General features: G+C 59.4%; 17 protein-coding genes. All 17 read left to right on the forward strand.

Annotation, left to right across the window (positions count from 1 at the left end; all coding sequences use genetic code 11):
- Positions 1–14 precede the first annotated feature (14 nt).
- The 17 genes from HY011_29185 (at position 15) to HY011_29265 (ending at position 20,486) form a co-directional block, all read left to right on the forward strand.
- The gene (locus HY011_29185; GenBank protein ID MBI3427022.1) at positions 15–650 is read left to right on the forward strand and encodes a carbohydrate-binding family 9-like protein; all 636 of its coding nucleotides are present in this window, start codon (positions 15–17) and stop codon (positions 648–650) included.
- A 265-nt stretch (positions 651–915) separates the two neighbouring features.
- Positions 916–1,293 carry a DUF2934 domain-containing protein gene (locus HY011_29190; protein MBI3427023.1) on the forward strand — a complete coding sequence of 126 codons (378 nt, stop codon included), beginning with the start codon at positions 916–918 and terminating at the stop codon, positions 1,291–1,293.
- Positions 1,294–1,481: 188 nt separating this feature from the next.
- Positions 1,482–2,318: a hypothetical protein gene (locus HY011_29195; protein MBI3427024.1), complete on the forward strand. Its 837-nt coding sequence runs from the start codon at positions 1,482–1,484 to the stop codon at positions 2,316–2,318.
- A gap of 569 nt (positions 2,319–2,887) precedes the next feature.
- Positions 2,888–4,291 carry an Nramp family divalent metal transporter gene (locus HY011_29200; protein MBI3427025.1) on the forward strand — a complete coding sequence of 468 codons (1,404 nt, stop codon included), beginning with the start codon at positions 2,888–2,890 and terminating at the stop codon, positions 4,289–4,291.
- A 229-nt stretch (positions 4,292–4,520) separates the two neighbouring features.
- A complete protein-coding gene (locus HY011_29205; GenBank protein ID MBI3427026.1) occupies positions 4,521–5,360 on the forward strand; it encodes a glucose 1-dehydrogenase in 840 nt (279 codons plus the stop codon).
- Position 5,361: 1 nt separating this feature from the next.
- Positions 5,362–5,838, forward strand: coding sequence for a DUF1905 domain-containing protein (locus HY011_29210; GenBank protein MBI3427027.1), 477 nt, complete (start codon positions 5,362–5,364; stop codon positions 5,836–5,838).
- Positions 5,835–6,278 (forward strand): DUF1569 domain-containing protein, encoded by a 444-nt coding sequence (locus HY011_29215; protein ID MBI3427028.1) that lies wholly within the window; start codon positions 5,835–5,837, stop codon positions 6,276–6,278. The genes HY011_29210 and HY011_29215 overlap by 4 nt, the downstream gene beginning before the upstream one ends.
- Before the next feature lie 159 nt (positions 6,279–6,437).
- Entirely contained in the window at positions 6,438–7,262 is an 825-nt protein-coding gene (locus tag HY011_29220) for a hypothetical protein (GenBank protein ID MBI3427029.1), read from the forward strand.
- 167 nt (positions 7,263–7,429) lie between these two features.
- Positions 7,430–8,266, forward strand: a complete 837-nt coding sequence (locus tag HY011_29225) for an RNA methyltransferase (GenBank protein MBI3427030.1) — start codon at positions 7,430–7,432, stop codon at positions 8,264–8,266.
- A gap of 125 nt (positions 8,267–8,391) precedes the next feature.
- Complete coding sequence (locus HY011_29230; protein MBI3427031.1) at positions 8,392–9,201, forward strand: FHA domain-containing protein; 810 nt, start codon at positions 8,392–8,394, stop codon at positions 9,199–9,201.
- A 73-nt stretch (positions 9,202–9,274) separates the two neighbouring features.
- Positions 9,275–11,065, forward strand: coding sequence for a penicillin-binding protein 2 (locus HY011_29235; protein ID MBI3427032.1), 1,791 nt, complete (start codon positions 9,275–9,277; stop codon positions 11,063–11,065).
- 237 nt (positions 11,066–11,302) lie between these two features.
- Positions 11,303–12,793 (forward strand): sigma-54-dependent Fis family transcriptional regulator, encoded by a 1,491-nt coding sequence (locus tag HY011_29240; GenBank protein ID MBI3427033.1) that lies wholly within the window; start codon positions 11,303–11,305, stop codon positions 12,791–12,793.
- Between the two features lie 254 nt (positions 12,794–13,047).
- Positions 13,048–15,189: a molybdopterin oxidoreductase family protein gene (locus tag HY011_29245; protein MBI3427034.1), complete on the forward strand. Its 2,142-nt coding sequence runs from the start codon at positions 13,048–13,050 to the stop codon at positions 15,187–15,189.
- Positions 15,190–15,265: 76 nt separating this feature from the next.
- Entirely contained in the window at positions 15,266–17,764 is a 2,499-nt protein-coding gene (locus tag HY011_29250) for an NAD(P)/FAD-dependent oxidoreductase (GenBank protein MBI3427035.1), read from the forward strand.
- A gap of 100 nt (positions 17,765–17,864) precedes the next feature.
- On the forward strand, positions 17,865–18,215 hold the full coding sequence (locus HY011_29255) for a nitrite reductase (NAD(P)H) small subunit (protein MBI3427036.1): 351 nt from the start codon (positions 17,865–17,867) through the stop codon (positions 18,213–18,215).
- Between the two features lie 9 nt (positions 18,216–18,224).
- On the forward strand, positions 18,225–19,040 hold the full coding sequence (locus tag HY011_29260) for a uroporphyrinogen-III synthase (GenBank protein ID MBI3427037.1): 816 nt from the start codon (positions 18,225–18,227) through the stop codon (positions 19,038–19,040).
- A 216-nt stretch (positions 19,041–19,256) separates the two neighbouring features.
- A complete protein-coding gene (locus HY011_29265) occupies positions 19,257–20,486 on the forward strand; it encodes an ABC transporter substrate-binding protein (GenBank protein MBI3427038.1) in 1,230 nt (409 codons plus the stop codon).
- The last annotated feature ends 191 nt before the right edge of the window (positions 20,487–20,677 follow it).

Genomic DNA, 20,677 nt, shown 5'->3' on the forward strand with positions numbered 1-20,677 from the left:
TCGGGTAACGCAGCATGGAAATTCTCGCCCGCTTTTCACCAACCCCGCCGCCGCTCGCCGCCGATTTCACACATCCAATTTGGCAAACCGCCGCGTCCTTGCCGCTGGCATACAACTGGCGTGGGGACGCGGCTCCAAGCGAATTGCACACAACGGTGCGTTTGATCTGGACGCCGGAACACCTCTGGTTTGGCTTTGAATGCAGCTACACCGAGTTGGATGTGGATGAGCAATTCGAGGTGCGGCAGGAACGCTATGCGTTGTGGGAACGCGATGTATGCGAGGCCTTCATCCGCTCGCCGTTGGAACCGCGAGCGGATAGTTACAAGGAATTTGAGGTCGCGCCTACGGGCCAGTGGTGCGATCTACTGATTCATCGCCCGCGCGTGGATTTCGATTGGGAATGGCAGAGCGGGATGCAAACTGCGGCTGAGATTGACGCTACACCACAAATCTTTCGCGCTGTGATGGCGCTTCCCTTTGCCGCCTTTGGCAGCACGCCGCAAGCCGGCGACCGCTGGCACGGCAATCTATATCGCATCAGCCGTCTCAACGGCGCGCGCCAGTTCCTCGCCTTTGCGCCGACGCTGACAGCAACACCGGATTTTCACGTGCCGGAAAAATTCGTGCCGCTCATCTTCACCGCCTAAACCTGGCCTAACATCCCGCCCTACAATTCCGTCAACCACGCCAGGCAGGCAAACAGAATTGTCGTCTGCTTTTTGGCGAAAGCGACAATGCTGTGGGGTTATGAATACGCGACAGCAAGCCGCTCAAAATACTGCTTCTCACCATCCGCTTGTGACACAAGGCCTTCAGCCGTTTTGACGCTTCCGCGCTGGCACGCGGCACAGGGCTTGCCAAACAAGTGGGCGACGCCACGCTGGTTTTAGCGTGTGGCGCAAGAGAAGCATTATGACGAACAACACGACAAAAGGCCGCGCCGCACCGCTCAAGCGTGCGGTTAAGAAGGCCAAGCTTTCTGCTGGGATTGATTTATCGGACAACCCGCCGTTGTCCGCCGCTGAACTGCAAGCGCAAATTCGCCGCCGTGCCTACGAACTATTTTTGCAACGCCGCCCTGAAGCGGGCAGCGCCGAAGCAGACTGGTTGCAGGCCGAAGACGAAGTAGCAGCGGCGCTGAACGCAACGACCGCCGCACCTAGCGCCGCGCCTGCCCAGGCCAAAGCGCCGCGTGCGGTGCGACCTCGGTCAAACACTCGAGCAGGCTCGACGACCACAACTCCGACACGCACGCGCCGCAAACAGCCGCCTGCGACATCCAAAAGTTAAAGCATCTACGCCAGGAAGCAGGCCAGACCAACACTCTGCACAATGGACGGCTGGCACTGCACTGAATACCGATTTAGGACAAACCGCAGGCTGATTTTGAGCAGGGCTGAAATAGACCTGACATCAGACCTGTATCTTGAGCGAGCTGACAGATAGTGAAGTCAGCCAGGTAATGAGAAGGAGGGAAAATGTCACGCAGAAAGGCGAGCTTGCTCGCACTGGTGGTGGTGTGTCTGTGCAACCTATGCCACGCAACGCTAGCCGCCGGAAAGTTACAGTATCCGACTACGCCTGGCATCTGGCTGAGCCAGGAACCCGGGCGCGCGTGCAACACGGAATGCCAGGCGCGCTTGCTGGCTAGTTTGCGCCGCCTGACGGGTTGGCAACAGATGAGTTTTACCGCCACGGGCTGGCTCGAAATCGGAAATTGCGCCCCCGTTGAGGCACCGCAAGCAGGTTCGCCCAGTGCCCGCGCGGTGCTGACGCGCGTTCAGCAAAGCCAGCACGTCTTTATTGTCGAAGCGCATACGGGGTCGCCCGAAGTCAGCTTCGGCCAGTTGGATGAAGGCATGGTTTTTGAGGACGATTTGCGGCATTTGCGCTTGAAAATTTGGCGGCTGCGGCTTGACCTGGCCGATTTCAAACGCATCGCGGCGCCCGCGCGTGTGCTGGCCGCCTTCGATCCGGGCTTTGTTTTCCTGCACGAATTGTTGCACGGCTTGGGCTATGCCGACCCGGAACGTTTCGGCGAGGTGGGCGCGTGTGAGGCGCAGGTCAACCAAATGCGCGCCGAGTTGGGGTTGCCATTGCGCACGCAATACTTCGCCACTTCCCATCAACTCAATCAGCTCGCCGTCACGGTGCGCTTGGGTTTTCAGGAAGCCCCTCGCCCGGCAAGGTTGCCAGGCGATTCTGGTAAAGCAGCAAAACTACGGCAATACCAACTGATTTTCATGCCGGAATTCAGCAGTTCAGCGCAACGCGCAGAAGCCGAATCCGTGCAAAGTTACGTGCGCCGGCGTTAACACCGGCACTCGTGTTCTGCCAGCAAGGCGTATCGCTCCCCAGCAAAGCGAAAGATAGAGCGTGCGTCTTGTATACGGTTCCTCAGCCACCTTCATTTCCAGGCGCGCTTCAGTGAAGCGCGCCTTTTCACTTTACGCAGGTCATTCATCGTCCGCCGCATTCTGTAGATTTCAAGAAAAAGAGTTTCCGAATTGAACCCGCGAAGCGGGTGGCCAGAGTGTAGCCCAGGGTGAAGGCGTAGCCGCAACCCTGGGTAGCGGTGCAGTGAATTACAAGCCCATGAAGTGGGCGACAGACAATGGTCTGCCGCCCGTTTCACGGGCTTAATAACTGACGCCATCGCTACTACCCAGGGCTAACGCCCTGGGCTTTATGCTGCCGCCCGCCTTCGCGGGCTTGCTGCGGAAAAGCATTTTCTTGAAATCTATGGCTTCGTCCGCCGCATTCTGGCGTCGTCCGCCGCATTCTGGACAAGCTTCCGCAACTCAGGCAGGATACGCGCGTTTTTCCTGACAGCGTTTTCCCAAAATCAACAATTCCCTTCCGCCCAGAAAGGCTTGACCGCGTTATGAGTGCTGCTTTGCCAGAAACCGCGCTGCCTGTTGCGTCCGCCGACACCGAGGCGAACGACCCGTATCAACTGCGGCCCGAAGATGTCGCCGAGCCACCGCAATCGCTGTGGGCCGCCTTCCGCCGCATCGGGCCGGGCATGGTGCTGGCCGCCTCGATTGTCGGGTCGGGCGAACTGATCGCCACCACCACGCTGGGCGCGCAAGTCGGCTATGCCGCGCTTTGGATCATCGTGCTGAGTTGCCTGATCAAACCTGTCGTGCAGGCCGAAATGGGCCGTTACATCATCGCCAGCGGCGAAACGGGCCTCGCCAGTTTCAACCACGTGCCGGGGCCACGGCTGAAAGTGAATTGGGTGGTGTGGCTGTGGGCGCTGATGGTGCTCTTCACGATGATGCAGGTCGGCGCAATGTTCGGCGGCGTCTCACAGGTCATGAACCTGTTGATCCCGGCCCTCTCCGTCAAACTCTGGGTGCTGATCTTTGCCGCGATCACGCTGGCGTTGTTGTTGGGCGGCGGCTATGACCGCATCGAGAAGTTTGCAATGTTGAAGGTCGGCCTCTTCACGATGCTGACGCTGATGTCAGCCGTGCTGCTGATGCGCATGCCGCAATACTTTTCGTGGGCGGCTTGCGTACAGGGCTTGCGACCGAGCATGCCGCGCGGCGGATTCTCGACCGCCGTCGCCGTCTTTGGCATCACCGGCGTCGGCGCGAGCGAACTGTTCATGTATCCGTACTGGTGCGTCGAGAAAGGCTACGCGCGCTTCACCGGCGTGCGTGATGATTCGGCGGGTTGGGTGGGACGCGCGCGCGGCTGGATACGCGTGATGCATCTGGACATTATGTCTTCGATGGTGATTTACACCGTGGCGACGCTGGCGTTTTACCTGCTGGGCGCGGGCGTCTTGCATGGAATGGGCTTGGTGCCTTCTTCAAACGATATGATTCCGGTGCTGTCGAACATCTACACGCAAACGCTGGGCGGCTGGGCGTTGTGGCTGTTTTATCTGGGCGCGGTGGTGACGCTGTACGGGACGATCTTCGCTTCGATTGCCGCGCAATCACGGATGTATTCTGATATGGCGCGGCTGATGGGGGCGTTCGCCAGCGACGATTACGCGGCGCGAGTGCGCTTCCGCAACACGTTTATCTGGATTTTGACGGCGCTGCCGGTCTGCCTGTTTCTGTTTTTCACCTCGCCGGTTTGGATGGTGAAAGTCGGCGGCATCGCGCAAGCGGCGATGTTGCCCATCATCGGCGCGGCAACGCTTTATCTGCGCCATCGCCGCCTGCCCCGCGCCATCGCGCCAACGTCTTTGACGACCTTTGCCCTCTGGCTGTCAGCCGGGTTGATGGCGTTGATGATGGGCTATTCGATTTTGGAAGCCTTGAAAAAATAGCACGAACGTGGCGAACGATGCGGTACGGAGTGCGGTAGCGACCGGATTGTTCGACAAGCTGCCAGCTTGTCGAAGCGTGGCCGTTAGTCCATTGGGTTGACAGCCGGAACTTCGACAAGCTGGCAGCTTGTCGGACATACAAAGCGACCTGATGCAGCCTGGCTATGCACACGCGGGACGCCAGGTCGCTACCGCTCCTTGTACCGCACCGCTGCACTCCCACGGGATTATGAGCAACGAACGACGACGCCCCAACGACAACGAATTCCAAATGCCCAGCCTGCGTCTGGATGGCCGCACTGCGCTGGTCACTGGCGGCAGCCGTGGCTTAGGACTGGGTATCGCGCTGGCCCTGGCACACGCGGGCGCGGACATCGCCATCGCCGCGCGCACTGAAAGCGAAATCGCCACGGCCTGCGAGTTAATCGAAGCCACCGGGCGCAAAACGCTGAACGTGCCGACCGACATCGCTAATGTCGCCGCCGTGCGCGCGATGGTGCAACAAACGCACGCGCATTTCGGGCGGCTGGACATTCTGGTCAATGCCGCCGGTATGAACATCCGCCAGCCGTATGACACCTTCACTGAAGACGATTGGGAACGGCTGATGGGCATTAACTTGAAAGGCGCCTTCTTTGCCGCGCAAGCCGCCGCTGGCGTGATGCGCGCGCAAGCCAAAGGCCGAGGCGAAAGCCGGAATAACGGAAAGATCATCAACATCACTTCGCTCGCCACGCAGGTCGCCCTGCCCAACGTCGCGCTATATGGCATCAGCAAAAGCGGCTTGTTGCAGATGACGCGCGCACTGGCGTTGGAACTCGCGCCCGCTCGCATCAACGTCAACGCCATCGGGCCGGGCCGATTCTGGACAGCGATGACGGACAAGCTGTTTGCCGATCCGGCGTTGTATGACAACAACGTCAGCATGATCCCGCTCGGACGCCCCGGTATTGCCACAGACCTGGCGGGCGCGGCGTTGTTGCTGGCTTCGGACGCGGGCGATTACATCACCGGCCAAACGATTTATGTGGATGGCGGCTGGCTGGCGAATGGTGGTGCAAAGGCCTGAGATGAGTTACCGGTTCATTGCCACGATCTACAAATTCAGCAGCAACCCCAGCTTCTGTTGCGTAGACGTGCCTGCGGAACTCAGCGCCGCCGTTGGCAAAAAAGGCGCGGCATCAGTTGTCGGCACCGTCAACGGCCTTGAATGGCGCGGCAACTTATTGCCGAATGGCAAAGGCGGCCACCGCATGATTCTCAATGGACAAATTCGCAAGCAGGCGCGCGCTGGCGTGGGCGACGCCGTTGAAATCAGTTTGCAAGCGGATGAAGCTGCGCGCGCACTGCAACTGCCGGAAGAACTCGCTGAAGCCCTGCGCGAAAACGACTTGCTCGACAAATTCAACGCCCTGCCGCCCAGTCATCAGCGGCACACCTTGCAATGGCTGCAATCCGCCAAAACGCGCCCCACGTGGGAACGGCGCGTCGAAACGCTGGTGATGCGGCTGACGACGAATAACTGGCGGCAAAAGGAGACTCCATGAAAACCATTTGGCAAACCACCGACAAACAGGAATTGCTGGCGCGACTGGCAAAACTCAATTCCGCCGCTACCCCGCAATGGGGCAAACTGAATTGTCCGCAGATGCTGGCGCACGTCGCCGACGGCATGCGCATGACGCTGGGCGATTTGCAGTGCCAACCCAAACGTGGGCCGTTGCGCTTTGGGCCGTTGAAGAAACTCATCATTTACTGGCTGCCCTTTCCGAAAGGCGCGCCGACCGCGCCGGAACTGATTGCGCGCGCCGCCGAGGGCATCGAACCGGAGCGCGCGGCGGTCGTCGCCTTGCTCGAACGCATGGCCGCCGACCACACGCGGCAGGATTGGCCGGAGCATCCGGCCTTCGGTAAACTGTCGGCGCAGGATTGGGGCGCGCTGGTTTATAAACATCTGGATCATCATCTGCGCCAGTTCGGCGTCTGATGTTTTTGAAAGGGCTTGCGCAGAATCGTTGCCACAGAGGCACGGAGCCACAGAGGAAAGGCTTGGAACGCCAGAACCCATCTCGCTTGCTCTGTGGCTCCGTGCCTCTGTGGCAAAATTTTCAGCTTTGCCTGAGTTCTATTTGAAAGGAAGTGCAGAGTGAGCAAAGTACGTTTGTGCGGATTGGGGTTGTTATTGGCGCTGGGCGTGCTCACGTCAGGCTGTATCAGCATCGAGCAGGAAATCTTTTTGCAGCCGGACGGCAGCGGCGATTTGCTGTTATTGATCACGCTGCCCGATTTTCCCGCTGACATGAAAAGCGGCGGCATGAGCGCGGGCGATCCGGCGGAGGCAATGCAAAAATTCAAAACCGAAATCGCGACCAAATTGCCGCCGACGATCAAGCTGAAAGAGGCCAAAGAATTGAAGCAGAACGGCACGCTGGGCTTTTACGCGCTCTTTCAATTCAAAGACATCAACGAAGTCCGCACCGTAATGACCAACGTTATGAAAGAGAGCGCCCAGGGCATGTCCGGCGGCAGCGCCAGCCCAACAAAGCCTGCGGAATGGAACGTCAAGCTGGTCAAACAAGGCGTGGCAACGAACTTCACCCAAACGTTTTACACCGACATGGCCGAAGCCAAAGTCGAGACCAGCGGCAATGTCGAAGTCAGCGTCAAACCGCCACCCAAACCCGCGCCCGCCCCCAGCACGGCCCGCGCAGGCCGCCGTCCGGCAAGCAAAGCGGCAACCAAACCAGCCGCCGCTGACGAAGCCAGCGGCGGAATGAAAATGGAAGGCATGGAAGGGCTGGCGCAAATGATGCTGGGCGCGATCAAGTTCCGCTTCACTTTGCATACGCCGACGCCGATTACTTCTTCCAATGCCGATCTGGTCTTGGGCGGCAAAACGGCGCTCTGGAACTGCTCGCTGGCGGCGTTCGCCAAAGAGAAAAGGCCGATTGAGATGAAAGCGAGTTATTGATGCGTGCGTCACTGGCAGCGACCTGAACGCCACGGTGCAGACGTTTAGAGTTCAAGCTTTAGCTTGTCAGCGCGCGTGCAGCACGCCAAAACAAACTAAAGTTTGAACTCTAAACGCCTGCGCCGGATGGCTTCGGCTACTGCCAATGACCCGCCTAACCAAGGGCTGTGAAGTTGATGCTGATTACCAGTCCGGCCAATGAACGCCTTAAACACGCGCGCCGCGTGCGTGAGGGACGCGAGCCGGAATTGATCTTTGTCGAAGGCGAGCGGCTGGTCGAAGAGTGTTTGCAGGCCCAGTTGCCGCTGCTGGCCTGCTTTCACGAAGCCGCACCAGCCGCGCGGACGCAAGCGATCCTGGCGGAATTACAGCGGCGCGGATGTCCGCTTTATCCGACCACAGCGGCAGTGCTGGCGACGCTCAGCGATACGGTGAATCCGCAAGGCGTCGTCGTGCTGGCGCAACGCCCAACAACTGGCTTGACCCAAATGCTGACAGCACCGCACCCGCTCATCGTTGCGCTGGATGCCGTGCAAGACCCCGGTAACTTCGGCACCATCGTGCGCACGGCTGAGGCCGCTGGGGCAAGCGGCGTCGTGGCGCTGAAAGGTTCCGTAGACGCTTTCGCCCCCAAAACCTTGCGTAGCGCGATGGGTTCGGCCTTTCGCTTGCCCATCGTAAGCGGCTTGACCGACGCCGCGTTGCTGGCACAAGCGCGCGCGGCTGGCTTGAAAGTGCTGGCGACCGCCGCGACCGCCGCAATGCGCTACGATCAATTCGACTGGCGGCAACCGGCGTTGCTCGTGTTTGGCAACGAGGCGCACGGCGTCAGCCAAGCGCTGCTGGATGCTTGCGATGCGCAGATCAGCATTCCGTTGCAAGCGCCGGTTGAATCGCTGAACGTGGCGGCGGCGGCGGCGGCAATTCTGTTTGAAGCCGCGCGGCAACGGCGTTCCTGGGTACGCACCGCTTCCAGCGTGCGGTCTTGGCAAGAAATAGAATGATGCTGAAAGGGTGCCCTTCGGCATTATTCGGTCTCACTCGAAGACCGCACGCTGGAAGCGGTGCGCACCCAGAGACAACCTAACGCAACAAACTTACACGCGCTGCCGTATGATCCCGCGTGAATATGACCGTGCCCGAAAAAAACGAATTTCCCAATCGCATCGAATACTATTTGCGCCGCTTCTTTGAGCGCGTCGGCGGCGCGTTGGATTTCGCCTTGCGCCGTCCGCTGAACCCGCAAGCGCGCACGGACTTGTCTGCCCTTCTGCCACAGATCGAACAGGCCATCGAAGCCAAGTTGCGGCGCGAGGGCGCGCGTGTCATTGCGCCCAACCTGATCGAGTTGCGCTACGACTATGAAACCTACGGCCAGATGACCGACGCGCGGCGCGAGTATTTGCAGAAAGAATTGCAGGCCAGCTTGTATGAATATGTCGTCAACCACCGCTACACGACGCTCGACAAGTTGCAGGTCAAACTGGCCTTCGATGTCTTCACGCGCAAGCTGACCATCAGCGCGACATTTCCCGACGAAGCGGCTGCCGTGGCGACCAAACAAGCTTTGCCCGGCGCGGGACAAGTAGCATTGCCTGCCGCGCCGGCGAATGAACAAGCAAAAAGCTGCACGCTCACTTTGCGCGCCATTGACCGGCAATTCTTCGGCACGTTGCACACGCAACTGCACGGCAACGAAACGCGCGCGGGCCTTGGACGCAGCCACGACAACCCGCTGTGCCTCAACGATTCGACCGTATCGAGCTTTCACGCGGCCTTCACGCTGACGCCCAACGGCACGCTCTGGCTGACCGATTTGGGCAGCAGCAACGGCACGTTCGTCAACGATGTCCGCCTGGGCGAAGGTGACAAAGTGATTGTGCGCGCAGGCGATAAATTGCGCTTTGGGGATATTGAAATAAAGCTGGAAGTACAATGATTCGATCTGGCGCAGCCTTTGGAGCGCGGCGGCCTGTGCCGCCGCGCTCCAAAGGCTGCGCCGTTTCAATGTTATGAGTTTTCCATTTATTGCAACCTTGATTTTCCTCGGCGGCCTTGGGTTTCTGATCTGGTCGTTATGTCTATCGGCCTGGCGGTATCGTTCCAGCGCAGCCGAACCAGATGCCGCCGCCGTGCCGGATGATTTCGGCCCGCGGTTGACCAGCGCACGCTTGCGTTACGTGCGTTGGGCGTTTGCGTTGCTGGTGCTGGCGGCGTTCGGCTTTCACGTGTATTGGGGCTTGTTCTCGACCGGGCCGTTCGGCGAGAACGCCGCCTTTGCCGCGCTCAAAAACAAACGCGACCAGCGCAACCGGCGCGACGAAGAGGCCAATTTGCGCGGCTGGATTTTTGACCGGCACCGCGATTACAAACGCACGCTGGCGAAATACCGCTTCATCAACGGCAAGATCGTGCGCGATTACCCGCTCGGTCAGGCATCAGCGCATTTGATTGGTTACGGCGGTCTATTGCGCGGCGATGCGGCGATGGAACGCGCCGTGGCGGCCCAACCACCACGCGCAGAGGAAAAAAGCTGGTGGCATAAACTCAGCGGCTTTTGGAGCGAAGAACAAAAGGTCGCCGTCGGGCCTGACCTGGTGCTGACGATTGATTACGACTTGCAGAAGGCGGCGTTTGAACAGTTGCAGAGCGTCTCTAAAGGCGGGCGCGGCGCGGTGGTCATGCTCAACCCGCAAACCGGTGAAGTGCTGGCGCTGGTGAGCACGCCCAGCTTCGATCCCGACGATGTGAACAACGATCCGACCTGGGCGAAAATTTTCAGCGATGTCAAAAACCGTCCGCTGCTCAATCGCGCGTTGAACGAATACTACCTGCCCGGCTCGACCTTTAAGGCGCTGACCGCCGCCGCCGCCATCGAAGCGCGCAAAGACGATCTCTATTTCACCAGCGTCGCCGGCGGTTGGACGCCGCCCAATTCAGGCCGTCCCATCCGCGATGACGAAGGCGAGGCGCTGGGCCGCTTGAATCTGACCGAAGCGTTTGTGCATTCGTCGAATCAATACTTCGCGCAACTCGGCGTCGAGTTGGAGCGGCAACGCATGGGCGAAGCGGCGGCGCGCTTCGGCTTAAAAGTACACGCCACGCCCGGCGCTTCTATCGGCACCGGCGTTGAGCGCGGACTTTGGAACAGCGAGAACAAAGTGCTGTCAGACGTGTTTGCGCCGCTCAATTCGACCTTCGTCAACGGTAACAAGATCAGCAAGTACGACATCGCGCTCGAATCCATCGGGCAGGGCTACGTGCAAATGACGCCCTTTCAGATGGCGCTGATCGCGGCGGGCGTGGCGCACAAACAGGGATTGGTGATGCGGCCCAAACTGGAAATGGAACGCACGCCCGTCATGCTGAGCCAGGCGATGACCGCGCCCACGGCGGCGCGCGTGCGCGAATTGATGAAAGCCGTGGTTGAACGCGGCACGGCGGCGGGCGTTTTCAAACAGACGATCACAACCAAAGGCATCACGGCGGGCGGCAAAACGGGCACGGCGCAACGCGAAGTCACGGTGATTGATCCGGCGACGGAAAAGCCGGTGATGATCCGTGATGAACGGGGCCGCACGCGCGTCAAAAAAGAGTTCCGCATTGATTCCTGCTTTATCGGCTTTGCGCCGTTCGATAATCCGCAGATCGCCTTTGCCGTCGTGGTCGAAGGCGGTGGTTATGGCGCGAAGACCGCCGCGCCGATTGCCGCGAATTTGCTGGTGAAAGCCAAAGACCTGGATTTGCTGAAAGCGCCGCCGCCCGTGTTGGCGAGTGGCAATGTGACCGCACCGCGCAATTAACCCTGGGTTTTGTCCTTCCTTGATCGCGCCTGCCCGCGCTTCAGCCAAAGCGCGCACTTACTTGCTAAAAACTCGGCCCGCCATTCAGGCACAGCTTTTGAAGGTAATCCTACCGGACTGACGAAGCTCAGGTGTAAACCATCTATTCGTGTGTATTAGCGCCTGGGCCTGCAATCTGCGGATGACAAAAATGTTCTTCACCTCGACTATCTCTACATTTATGCGGGAATCGCCGGAATGAGTGTCTTTCATCATCCTCAATTACTCAGCACGTTTTTGCGTGAGGTGCAGGCGCTGGCACTGACCTCGACAGCCTCGTTAGAGCAGCTCCTCGCTACCATCGCGCCGCAACTGGGCGCGCTGCGGGCGGGCATTTGGTCAAAGGAAGGAGGAAACGAATTGCTGTGCCGGACGTGGTATTTGCCCATGCATCCGGCCCGCCGGGCGGCGTTAAAAGCGCTCAAGCAATTGCCCGAACGCCGCCTGATCCAAGAGGCATTGCAGTGGCGCGCCACCAGCCCGTTGCAGCGCGGTTTGTTGCATGGCGCGCTGGCCGAATGGCTGGTGTTGGTGCCTGTGCACACAGGGCCACAAAGCGTGCTCGGCATGCTGAGCCTGGTTTTTCAGGAAACAGATCGCCTGGTGCCGGAATCCGTTTTGGCAGGCTTACAACTATTGGCCGCCTTGTTGGCCGAAAAACACTGGCCGCCAGAACCTGTGCTGGCACCCGGCTTTGACAATGACACCTTGCGGGTCGAGTTGAGCCGCCACTATGACTTCAGCGGCTTGCTAGGGAACAGTCAGGGAATGCGGCAGGTTTATGAACAGATCGCGCAAGTCGCATGCGCCAAAACAACGGTGCTCATTGGTGGTGAATCAGGTACAGGCAAAGAATTGGTGGCGCAAGCCTTGCACCGCAATTCGCCGCGGATAGACGGGCCTTATCTGAAGGTCAATTGCGGCGCGCTGAGCGACAACTTGATCGAAAGCGAGTTGTTCGGCCATGTGCGGGGCGCTTTTACCGATGCCCACACTGACAAACCAGGCCGTTTTGAATTGGCGCACGGCGGCACGTTGTTGCTGGATGAAATCGGCGAACTGACAACCCATGCCCAAGTACGTTTGTTGCGCGTGCTGGAAAGCGGGGAATGCGAACGGCTGGGCGCGACGGACATCATCCAAACCGATGTGCGCGTGATTGCCGCGACCAACCGCGATTTGAGTGCTGAGGTCGCGGCTGGGCGCTTTCGCGCAGACCTGTTTTACCGGCTCAATCTCTTCCCGATCACAATTCCGCCTTTGCGGGAACGCAGCGAAGATATTCCGGTACTAGCCGCGCAGTTCCTCGGAGAGTTTGCGCGGCAACACAAGAAAGCCTTGAAGGGCTTTACGCCACACGCCTTGGAAATGTTGACCAGTTACGATTGGCCGGGCAACGTGCGGGAGTTGCAGAACGCCGTTGAACGCGCGGTCGTCGTCGCCACTGGCAAGGCGATTCAACCGCACGAATTGCCCGCCGCCGTGCAAACCGCCAGCACCGCCGGCCTGACCGCCAATTACAACCTCACCGCTGCCGTCGAAGCTTACGAACGAGACCTGATTTGCGCCGCCCTTACCACCACACGGGGCAAACGCGCCCCCGCCGCCGAATTGCTGGGCATCAGCGAACGCCTGCTCGCTTACAAACTGAAAAAATATCTGATCAATCCGACGCTCTATAGCGGTTGACCACAGCGAAAAAGTTTTCCGAGCCGGAAGCGGTCTCCGACAATTTTGTTGAGGTCGTGCTAACCAGGCAAAACCTGCCGCTGTCCGCCAAGCTAGTTTTCTTCACCACTAACATCGTTGCCGCACAGCGAGATGCACTTTTCGACAAGCTTGCCAACTAGGTGCTGGCACAACCCTTGCCAAGCTCACTGTCAGGCAACGCGAAAACTTGTTCGTAACGCCCGCAAATAACGACAACAAAACCACACGCGCCAATGACTGCCGCCGCACAAAGCCAACCGAAACCGACCGCTACGCATTGCCCATATTGCGCGCTGCAATGCGGTGTGTTGCTGACGGGCGCGCGCGCGGACATCGCGTTACACGGCAATGTGGCATTCCCGGTGAATCAGGGCGCGCTCTGCATCAAGGGTTGGACGGCCACCGAAGTGCTCAATCACGAAGAGCGCCTGTTGCGCCCGCTCAAACGCAACGCGCGCGGCGTGCTCGCGCCGGTCGAATGGGATGAAGCGCTCGACACGATTGCGGCGGCGTTCAAAGCCACACAGGCCAAGTACGGACGCGATGCCGTGGGCATGCTGGGCGGCGGTTCATTGACGAACGAAAAAGCCTATCTGCTCGGCAAGTTCGCGCGCGTGGCTTTGCGCACGGCGAACGTGGATTACAACGGGCGCTTTTGCATGGCGAGCGCGGCAGCGGCGGCCAACCAAGCGTTTGGCATTGATCGCGGTCTGCCCTTCCCCGTCGCCGACATCGCAGGCGCGGAAGTGATTTTGCTGGTCGGCGCAAATCCGGCAGAGACGATGCCGCCCCTCATGCAGCACTTTGAAAAGCAGCGCGCGAATGGTGGCACGCTGATCGTCGTTGATCCGCGCCAGACATTAACGGCACAAGCCGCGCATGTGCATTTGCGCGGGATGCCCGGCAGCGATGCCGCGCTGGCGAATGGCCTGTTGCATTTGCTCATCCGCGAACAGTTGCTTGACGAAGCCTACATTGCGGCGCGCACGGAAAACTTTGCGGCGGTCAAAGCCGTCGCGGCGACGTATTGGCCCGACCGCGTCGAACGGCTAACCGGTGTTAGCGAGTCACAATTGCTGCAAACGGCGCGGCTGCTCGGTCACGCCCGCAGCGCGATGATCCTGACCGCGCACGGCGCCGAACAGCACGCGCAAGGCGTCAACAACACGCTGGCCTTTATCAATCTGGCGCTGGCCTTGGGCCTGCCCGGCAAAGCGTGCAGCGGCTTTGGCACGATCACCGGCCAGGGCAACGGTCAGGGCGGACGCGAACACGGACAGAAGGCCGATCAGTTGCCCGGCTATCGCAGCATTCACGACGCGGCTGCGCGCCAATACATCGCCGAGGTTTGGGGCATCAACGCGAGCGAACTGCCCGGCGCGGGCAAATCGGCTTACGAACTGCTGCAAGCCTTGGGCGGCGAGATCAAAGCGCTCTTTGCGCTGGGCTTCAACTTCATGGTTTCCGCGCCTGACGCCCATCAAATCAGCGCACGACTAAACCAACTCGATTTCTTCTGCACAGCGGATTTCTTTCTTTCAGAGACGGCGCGCGTGGCCGATGTCGTGCTGCCTTCGGCGCAATGGGCCGAAGAGGAAGGCACGCTGACCAATCTGGAAGGCCGCGTCATTCGCCGCCGCCGCGCGTTGTGGCCGCCGGAAGAAGCGCGCAGCGACATCGAGACGCTCTGCGCCTTGGCCGCGCGCTTGGGTTGCCGCGAACAGTTCAGCTACGCCGACAGCGAAGCGGTCTTCAACGAATTGCGCCGCGCCTCGGCGGGCGGTCTCGCCGATTACAGCGGCATTAGTTACGCACGACTGGACGCGGGCGAAGCCTTGCACTGGCCTTGCCCCGAAGGCAGCGAAGGTACGCCGCGCCTGTTCAGCGAAAGCTTCCCGACGCCGACCGGCAAGGCGCGCTTTCACGCCGTGCAGCATCAAGCCGCCGTCGAAGAGCCGGACGCGGAGTTCCCGCTTTACCTGACGACCGGGCGCGTGCTGGCGCAATACCAAACCGGCGCAATGACGCGGCGTATCGCCAAGCTGAATGCGGCCAGCGGTGAACCCTGCGCCGAATTGCATCCGCAAGTCGCGCAACGTTACTGCCTGCAAGCGGGCGCGGCAATCACGTTGGTGACGCGGCGCGGGCGCGCGCAATTCAAAGTCAAACTCACACGCGGCATCCGGCCCGATACAATCTTCGTCCCGTTTCATTGGGGCGCGGAACAATCGGCGAATCACCTGACCATCGGCGCGCTCGATCCGGTCAGCCGCATGCCTGAATTCAAAGTCTGTGCGGTGCGGATCGAACCAGCACTTACACAGAATTCTCCATTCTTAACTCTCAATTCTCTGGCAGAGAGACAGCCTAACTGAGGTTGCCCATCGCAAAAGAATTGAGAATGAAAAATTGAGAATGGAAAGTGATTTGTATTGAACAGAGGAAATGGCAATGACTCGCAAACAAAAACTCGTCGTGATTGGCAATGGCATGGCCGGCGCGCGTTTGGTCGAAGACATCATTACGCGCGGCGGGGCCGATCAATTCGAGTTCGTGATGTTCGGCGATGAGCCGTATGGCAACTACAACCGCATCTTATTGTCGGGCGTTTTGTCCGGCACCCACCAGGCGCAAGATATTTTTATTAACCCGCTGGCGTGGTACGAAACCAACAACGTCAAGTTGCACGCGGGTGCGCGCGTCACCTCGATTGATCGCGTGAACAAAATTGTCATCGCTGCGGATGGGGTAACGACAGAAACGTATGACAAGCTGGTCATCGCCACCGGCAGTTCGGCGTTTCTGCCGCCGATGGAAGGTTTACGCACAACGACTGACGGATTCAAAGCTGGTGTTTTCGTCTTTCGCACGCTCGACGATTGCGAAGCGATTACGCAATACGCTGAAGGCGGCAAGCGCGCCGCAGTGATTGGCGGCGGCTTGCTGGGCTTGGAAGCGGCACGCGGCCTGTTGAATCTGGGCGCGGAAGTGCACGTCATTCACCTGATGCCGCATTTGATGGAAGTGCAACTCGACGCGATTGCGGGCGCGACGCTCCGACGTTCGATGGAAGCGCTGGGCGTGCAGGTGCATTTGAACAAAGCCACGACCGCGATTCTCGGTGATGAACACGTGACCGGCTTGCAATTCAAAGACGGCACGACGCTCGACTGCGAGATGGTTGTGATTTCGGCAGGCATTCGCCCGAACGTGCAACTGGCGCGTGACGCAGGGCTGACCGTCGAACGTGGCATTGTCGTCAACGATGGCATCACCTGCGTTGACGACCCGGATGTTTTCGCCGTTGGCGAATGCGCGCAGCACAACGGGATGGTTTACGGCTTGGTCGCGCCGCTCTGGGAACAGACGGCGGTGCTGGCGGATCGGCTGACCGGGCGCAAGCCGCAAGCGGAATACAAAGGCTCCAAGGTTTCGACCAAACTCAAAGTCATGGGCGTAGACCTCGCGGTGATGGGCGAGAAACAACCCCGCGATGAACACGACGAAGAGGTCGTTTACACCGAACCACTGCGCGGCATTTACAAGAAGCTGATCGTGCGCAACGGCAAGCTGGCCGGGGCGATTCTGTTGGGCGATACGGCGATGGCTCCGGCCTTGTTGCAAGCCTTTGATCGCGGCGTGCTCTTGCCGGAAAACCGCGCCGAATTGCTCTTCCCGTTGACCGATCAAGTCGCGGCCAAGTCCGCTGCCGAGTTGCCGGACGAAGCGCAAATCTGCAATTGCAACGGCATCGCGAAAGGCGCGATCGTCAAAGCAGCCAAAGGCGGTTGCCGTTCGCTGAAAGCGTTATGCGATGCGACGCGCGCGGGCACGGGCTGCGGCGCGTGCAAATCGCAGGTGCAGGAAATTTTTGAAGCGGCGGCGGGCGATACGATTGTCGAAGACCCCTCGATTCACTATTACGTGCCGGGCGTGCCGTTGCCCAAACCGGAGTTGATTGCCGCGATCAAAGAACAGGAATTGAAAAGCGTCTCCGCCGTTTTCCGCGTGCTGGCTGTTGGAAAAGAAGATCCGGCGAGCAAAGCGGGGCTGGCTTCGCTGCTCAAAACGATTTGGCACGATGGGTATGAAGACGAACGCGATGCGCGCTTTATCAATGACCGCGTGCACGCGAACATTCAGAAAGACCGCACCTTCAGCGTCGTGCCACGCATTTATGGCGGCGTCACCACAGCGGCGGAACTAAAACGCATCGCCGAAGTCGCCGAACGCTACAACGTGCGCATGGTCAAATTCACCGGCGGCCAGCGCCTTGATCTGCTGGGCATCAGCAAAGAAGACCTGCCCAATGTCTGGCGCGATTTGGGCATGCCCAGCGGCCACGCTTATACAAAAGCTTTTCGCACCTGCAAGACCTGCGTCGGTACGGAGTTCTGCCGCTTTGGCGTCGGCGATGCGGTGGCGTTGGGCATCGCGATTGAAAAGAAATATCAAGGCATCGAGTTTCCTCACAAAGTGAAGCTGGCGACGACCGGCTGCCCGCGCAATTGCTCTGAGGCGACTACCAAAGACATCGGCGCTGTGGCGATTGAAGGCGGCAAATGGGAAGTCGTCATCGGCGGCGCTGCCGGATCGAAAGTCCGCAAGGCCGATTTGCTGATCACGGTGGATACGCACGAAGAAGTGCTGCATTACATGGGCCGCTTTATGCAGTATTACCGCGAACACGCCAAGTACCTGGAACGCACCTACGACATGGTCGAGCGCATGGGCATCGAGAAACTGCGCCGGGTGTTAGTTGATGATGAAGAAGGCATCTGCGCGCGGCTGGACGCGGAAATCGAAGCGGCCGTCGCGGCGTATGTTGATCCTTGGCAAGAGGCTGCACAACCGCATCATCCATCGCAATTCGTCAACATTCTGCCAAAGGCGGAAGCGGACGCGATGCTGAGTCAAATCAGCAAACAACCGGCGAATTATGGCGACTAGAACAATGCGGTACGGGGAGCGGTAACGACCCGGTTCTGCGAGTGCTACCAAATCGAAGACCAGGTCGCCACCGCTCCCTGTACCGCACCAGAAGATTATTATGAGTACGACAACGACTACGACCACCAAACTCGTTCCCACCGATCTGCACTTCAATCTTGGCGCGCTTGCACGCATTCCGCCGGGTGAAGGCAAGGAGTTTGAAATCGCGGGCGAATTGATCGCCGTCTTCCGTTTGCGCGACGGTCGTGTGTATGCTGTGCAGGCCAAATGCCCGCATCGTGAAGGCGCACTGGCCGACGGCATCACGGGCGGGGGCACGGTGGTTTGCCCCATGCACAGTTTCAAGTTCGATCTCGCGACGGGCGCGCCACTGGGCCACGATTGCGCGGCGCTGCGGACGTATGCCGTTAGCGTCAATGCTGTCGGCGAGATCATTCTGCAACTGTGAGCACGTTCAATGAATGGATTAACCGGCAAGCGCGTCGCACTGCTCGAAGCCCGCATGGGCGGCGAGCTAGCAAATCTGGTCAAACGGCATGGCGGCGCACCGCAAGTGTTCCCGGCCTTGCGCGAAACGACGCGTGAGGCTTCCGCCGAGACCACGGCGTTGATTGACAACCTGACCCAAGGCCAATTGGGCTACATCGTGTTTCAGACCGGCGTCGGCGTGGCTGCACTCCTCGCTGAAGCCGAAAAACTGGGCCGCAAGGATGAACTGCTGACGGCGCTGCACTCCGTCACCAAAATTTGTCGTGGGCCGAAACCGACAGCCGTATTGGCACGCAATGGCTTGAAACCCGACGTCAGCGCAGCCGAACCGTTCACGACAACGGAGTTGCTGACGGCGTTGGAACCGTTCACGCTCGCCGGGCAACGGGTCGCGCTGTTGCATTACGGCGAACGCAATGCGGCGTTGACCGCAGCGTTGCAGGCACGCGGCGCGGCGCTTTACGAATTGACCTTGTACGAATGGGAACTGCCGGAAGACGTGACGCCACTGCAAACGCTGCTCGAACAATTGCCGCAAGGCGCGTTCGACGCGGTGGCCTTCACCAGTCAGATTCAGGCGCGGCATCTGTTCCAACTGGCCGATGTGCGCGGCCAGACGGAGCAATTGTGCGCGGCCTTGAACGAACGCACGGTGACGGCTTCCATCGGGCCGACGTGCAGCGCGGCGTTACGCGCGTTGGGCGTCGAACCACGGGTTGAACCCGAACACCCGAAGATGGGGCCGATGGTGTTGGCGCTAGGCAAATACTTCGATGAACACTGATGCAAACTAACTGATTCAACCGAACGAGCCTTCCATCAACCGACGATAGAACCGCTCCGCCGTGTGACTTACGGACGGAGCGGCAGTGAGCGCAACCAATCCACGATCAATTGATAGCAAGCCGCTGGGCGTGCGTGGCCCTACCTGCTTGAGGTGTGCGCGGCAACAGTGTGTTACTGACAATCAAATCAACCAAACTGACAAGAGGATACCCCAATGCAAAGACGAAATTTTTTGAAAGGTGCGCTGGCGGCTGGCTCGCTGGCGAGCAACACGACGTTGCTGAACGCGTGTTCGGCAGGAGGAGCGAAATCTGTGACCGCAACCAATAAAATCAAAATCGGGTTTATCCCGCTGACCGATTGCGCCTCGGTCGTGATGGCGCACGAACTGGGCCTGTATAAAAAACACGGCCTTGATGTCGAAGTCACGCGCGAGGCTTCGTGGGCGACGATCCGCGACAAAGTCTTGAGCGGCGACTTGCACGGCGCGCATTGTCTGTTCGGCATGCCGTTCTCGGTTTACACCGGCGTCGGCGGCGCGGCGGGCAGCGAGATGCACGTGGCGATGATCCTCAACAACAACGGCCAGGCGATCACGTTGGCGAAAGACTTTTGCCCGACCGTCGGTTTCCGCGAAGTCGGCAAGGTCAAGGCCACCGTCGAGGCCATGAAAGCCAAGAAGACCGTGACTTTTGCGATGACCTTTCCCGGCGGTACGCACGACCTGTGGTTGCGTTACTGGCTGGCCGCCGCTGGCGTAGATCAAAAGGCCGTCAAGGTCATCACCATCCCGCCGCCGCAAATGGTCGCCAATATGAAGGTCGGCAATATGGATGGGTATTGCGTCGGTGAACCCTGGAACGGCGTCGCCGTGCAGCAAGCCATCGGCACCACCCACATCGCTTCGCAGGACATTTGGAAGCATCATCCGGAAAAGGCGCTGGTCGTCAACAAGGCGTTCAGCACGACGCGCCGCGACGAACTGAAAGCCGTGATGAAAGCCGTGTTGGAAGCTTCGATTTGGCTCGATGATGTGAACAACCGCAAACAGGCGGCGGCGGTCATCGGCAAGCCGTCTTACGTCAACGCCCCGCCCGAAGTCATCGAAGCGCGGTTGCGTGGCGAATACGACTTGGGCTGCGACCGCAAACACACTTACACCGACGATTACATGCTGTTCCATCGCGGCGGGCAGACGAATTTTCCGCGCAAGGCGCACGCGATCTGGTTCATGGCGCAATACAAACGCTTCGGCTATTTGACCGCCGCGCCTGATTATAAAGGCATCGCGGACAAGCTGATTTTGCAGGACGTTTACAGCGACGTGGCGAAATCCATGAACATCGCGTTGCCGGACGACGATATGAAACCGTTCACGCTGGCGCTGGACAACGTGACTTTCGATCCGGCGCAACCGGAAAAGGCGCTGCCCGCTGTGGCGTAAAGCTGACGCATTGTCCGACAAGCTGGCAGCCTTGTCATTACCCACATCTTTCGTGTTTGGCGATTGTTGTCTTTTGCCCTGAAAGGGCTTTGGAGATTAGCCGGTGGTGAAACCACCGGAACCGAGCGCAGACAGTTCGCACCCCGGCAGGGGTGCCGGACGGAACCTCGAAGGACGGAATTTTTCATCAC

This window comes from Acidobacteriota bacterium (assembly GCA_016196035.1).
Lineage (GTDB): Bacteria > Acidobacteriota > Blastocatellia > RBC074 > RBC074 > JACPYM01.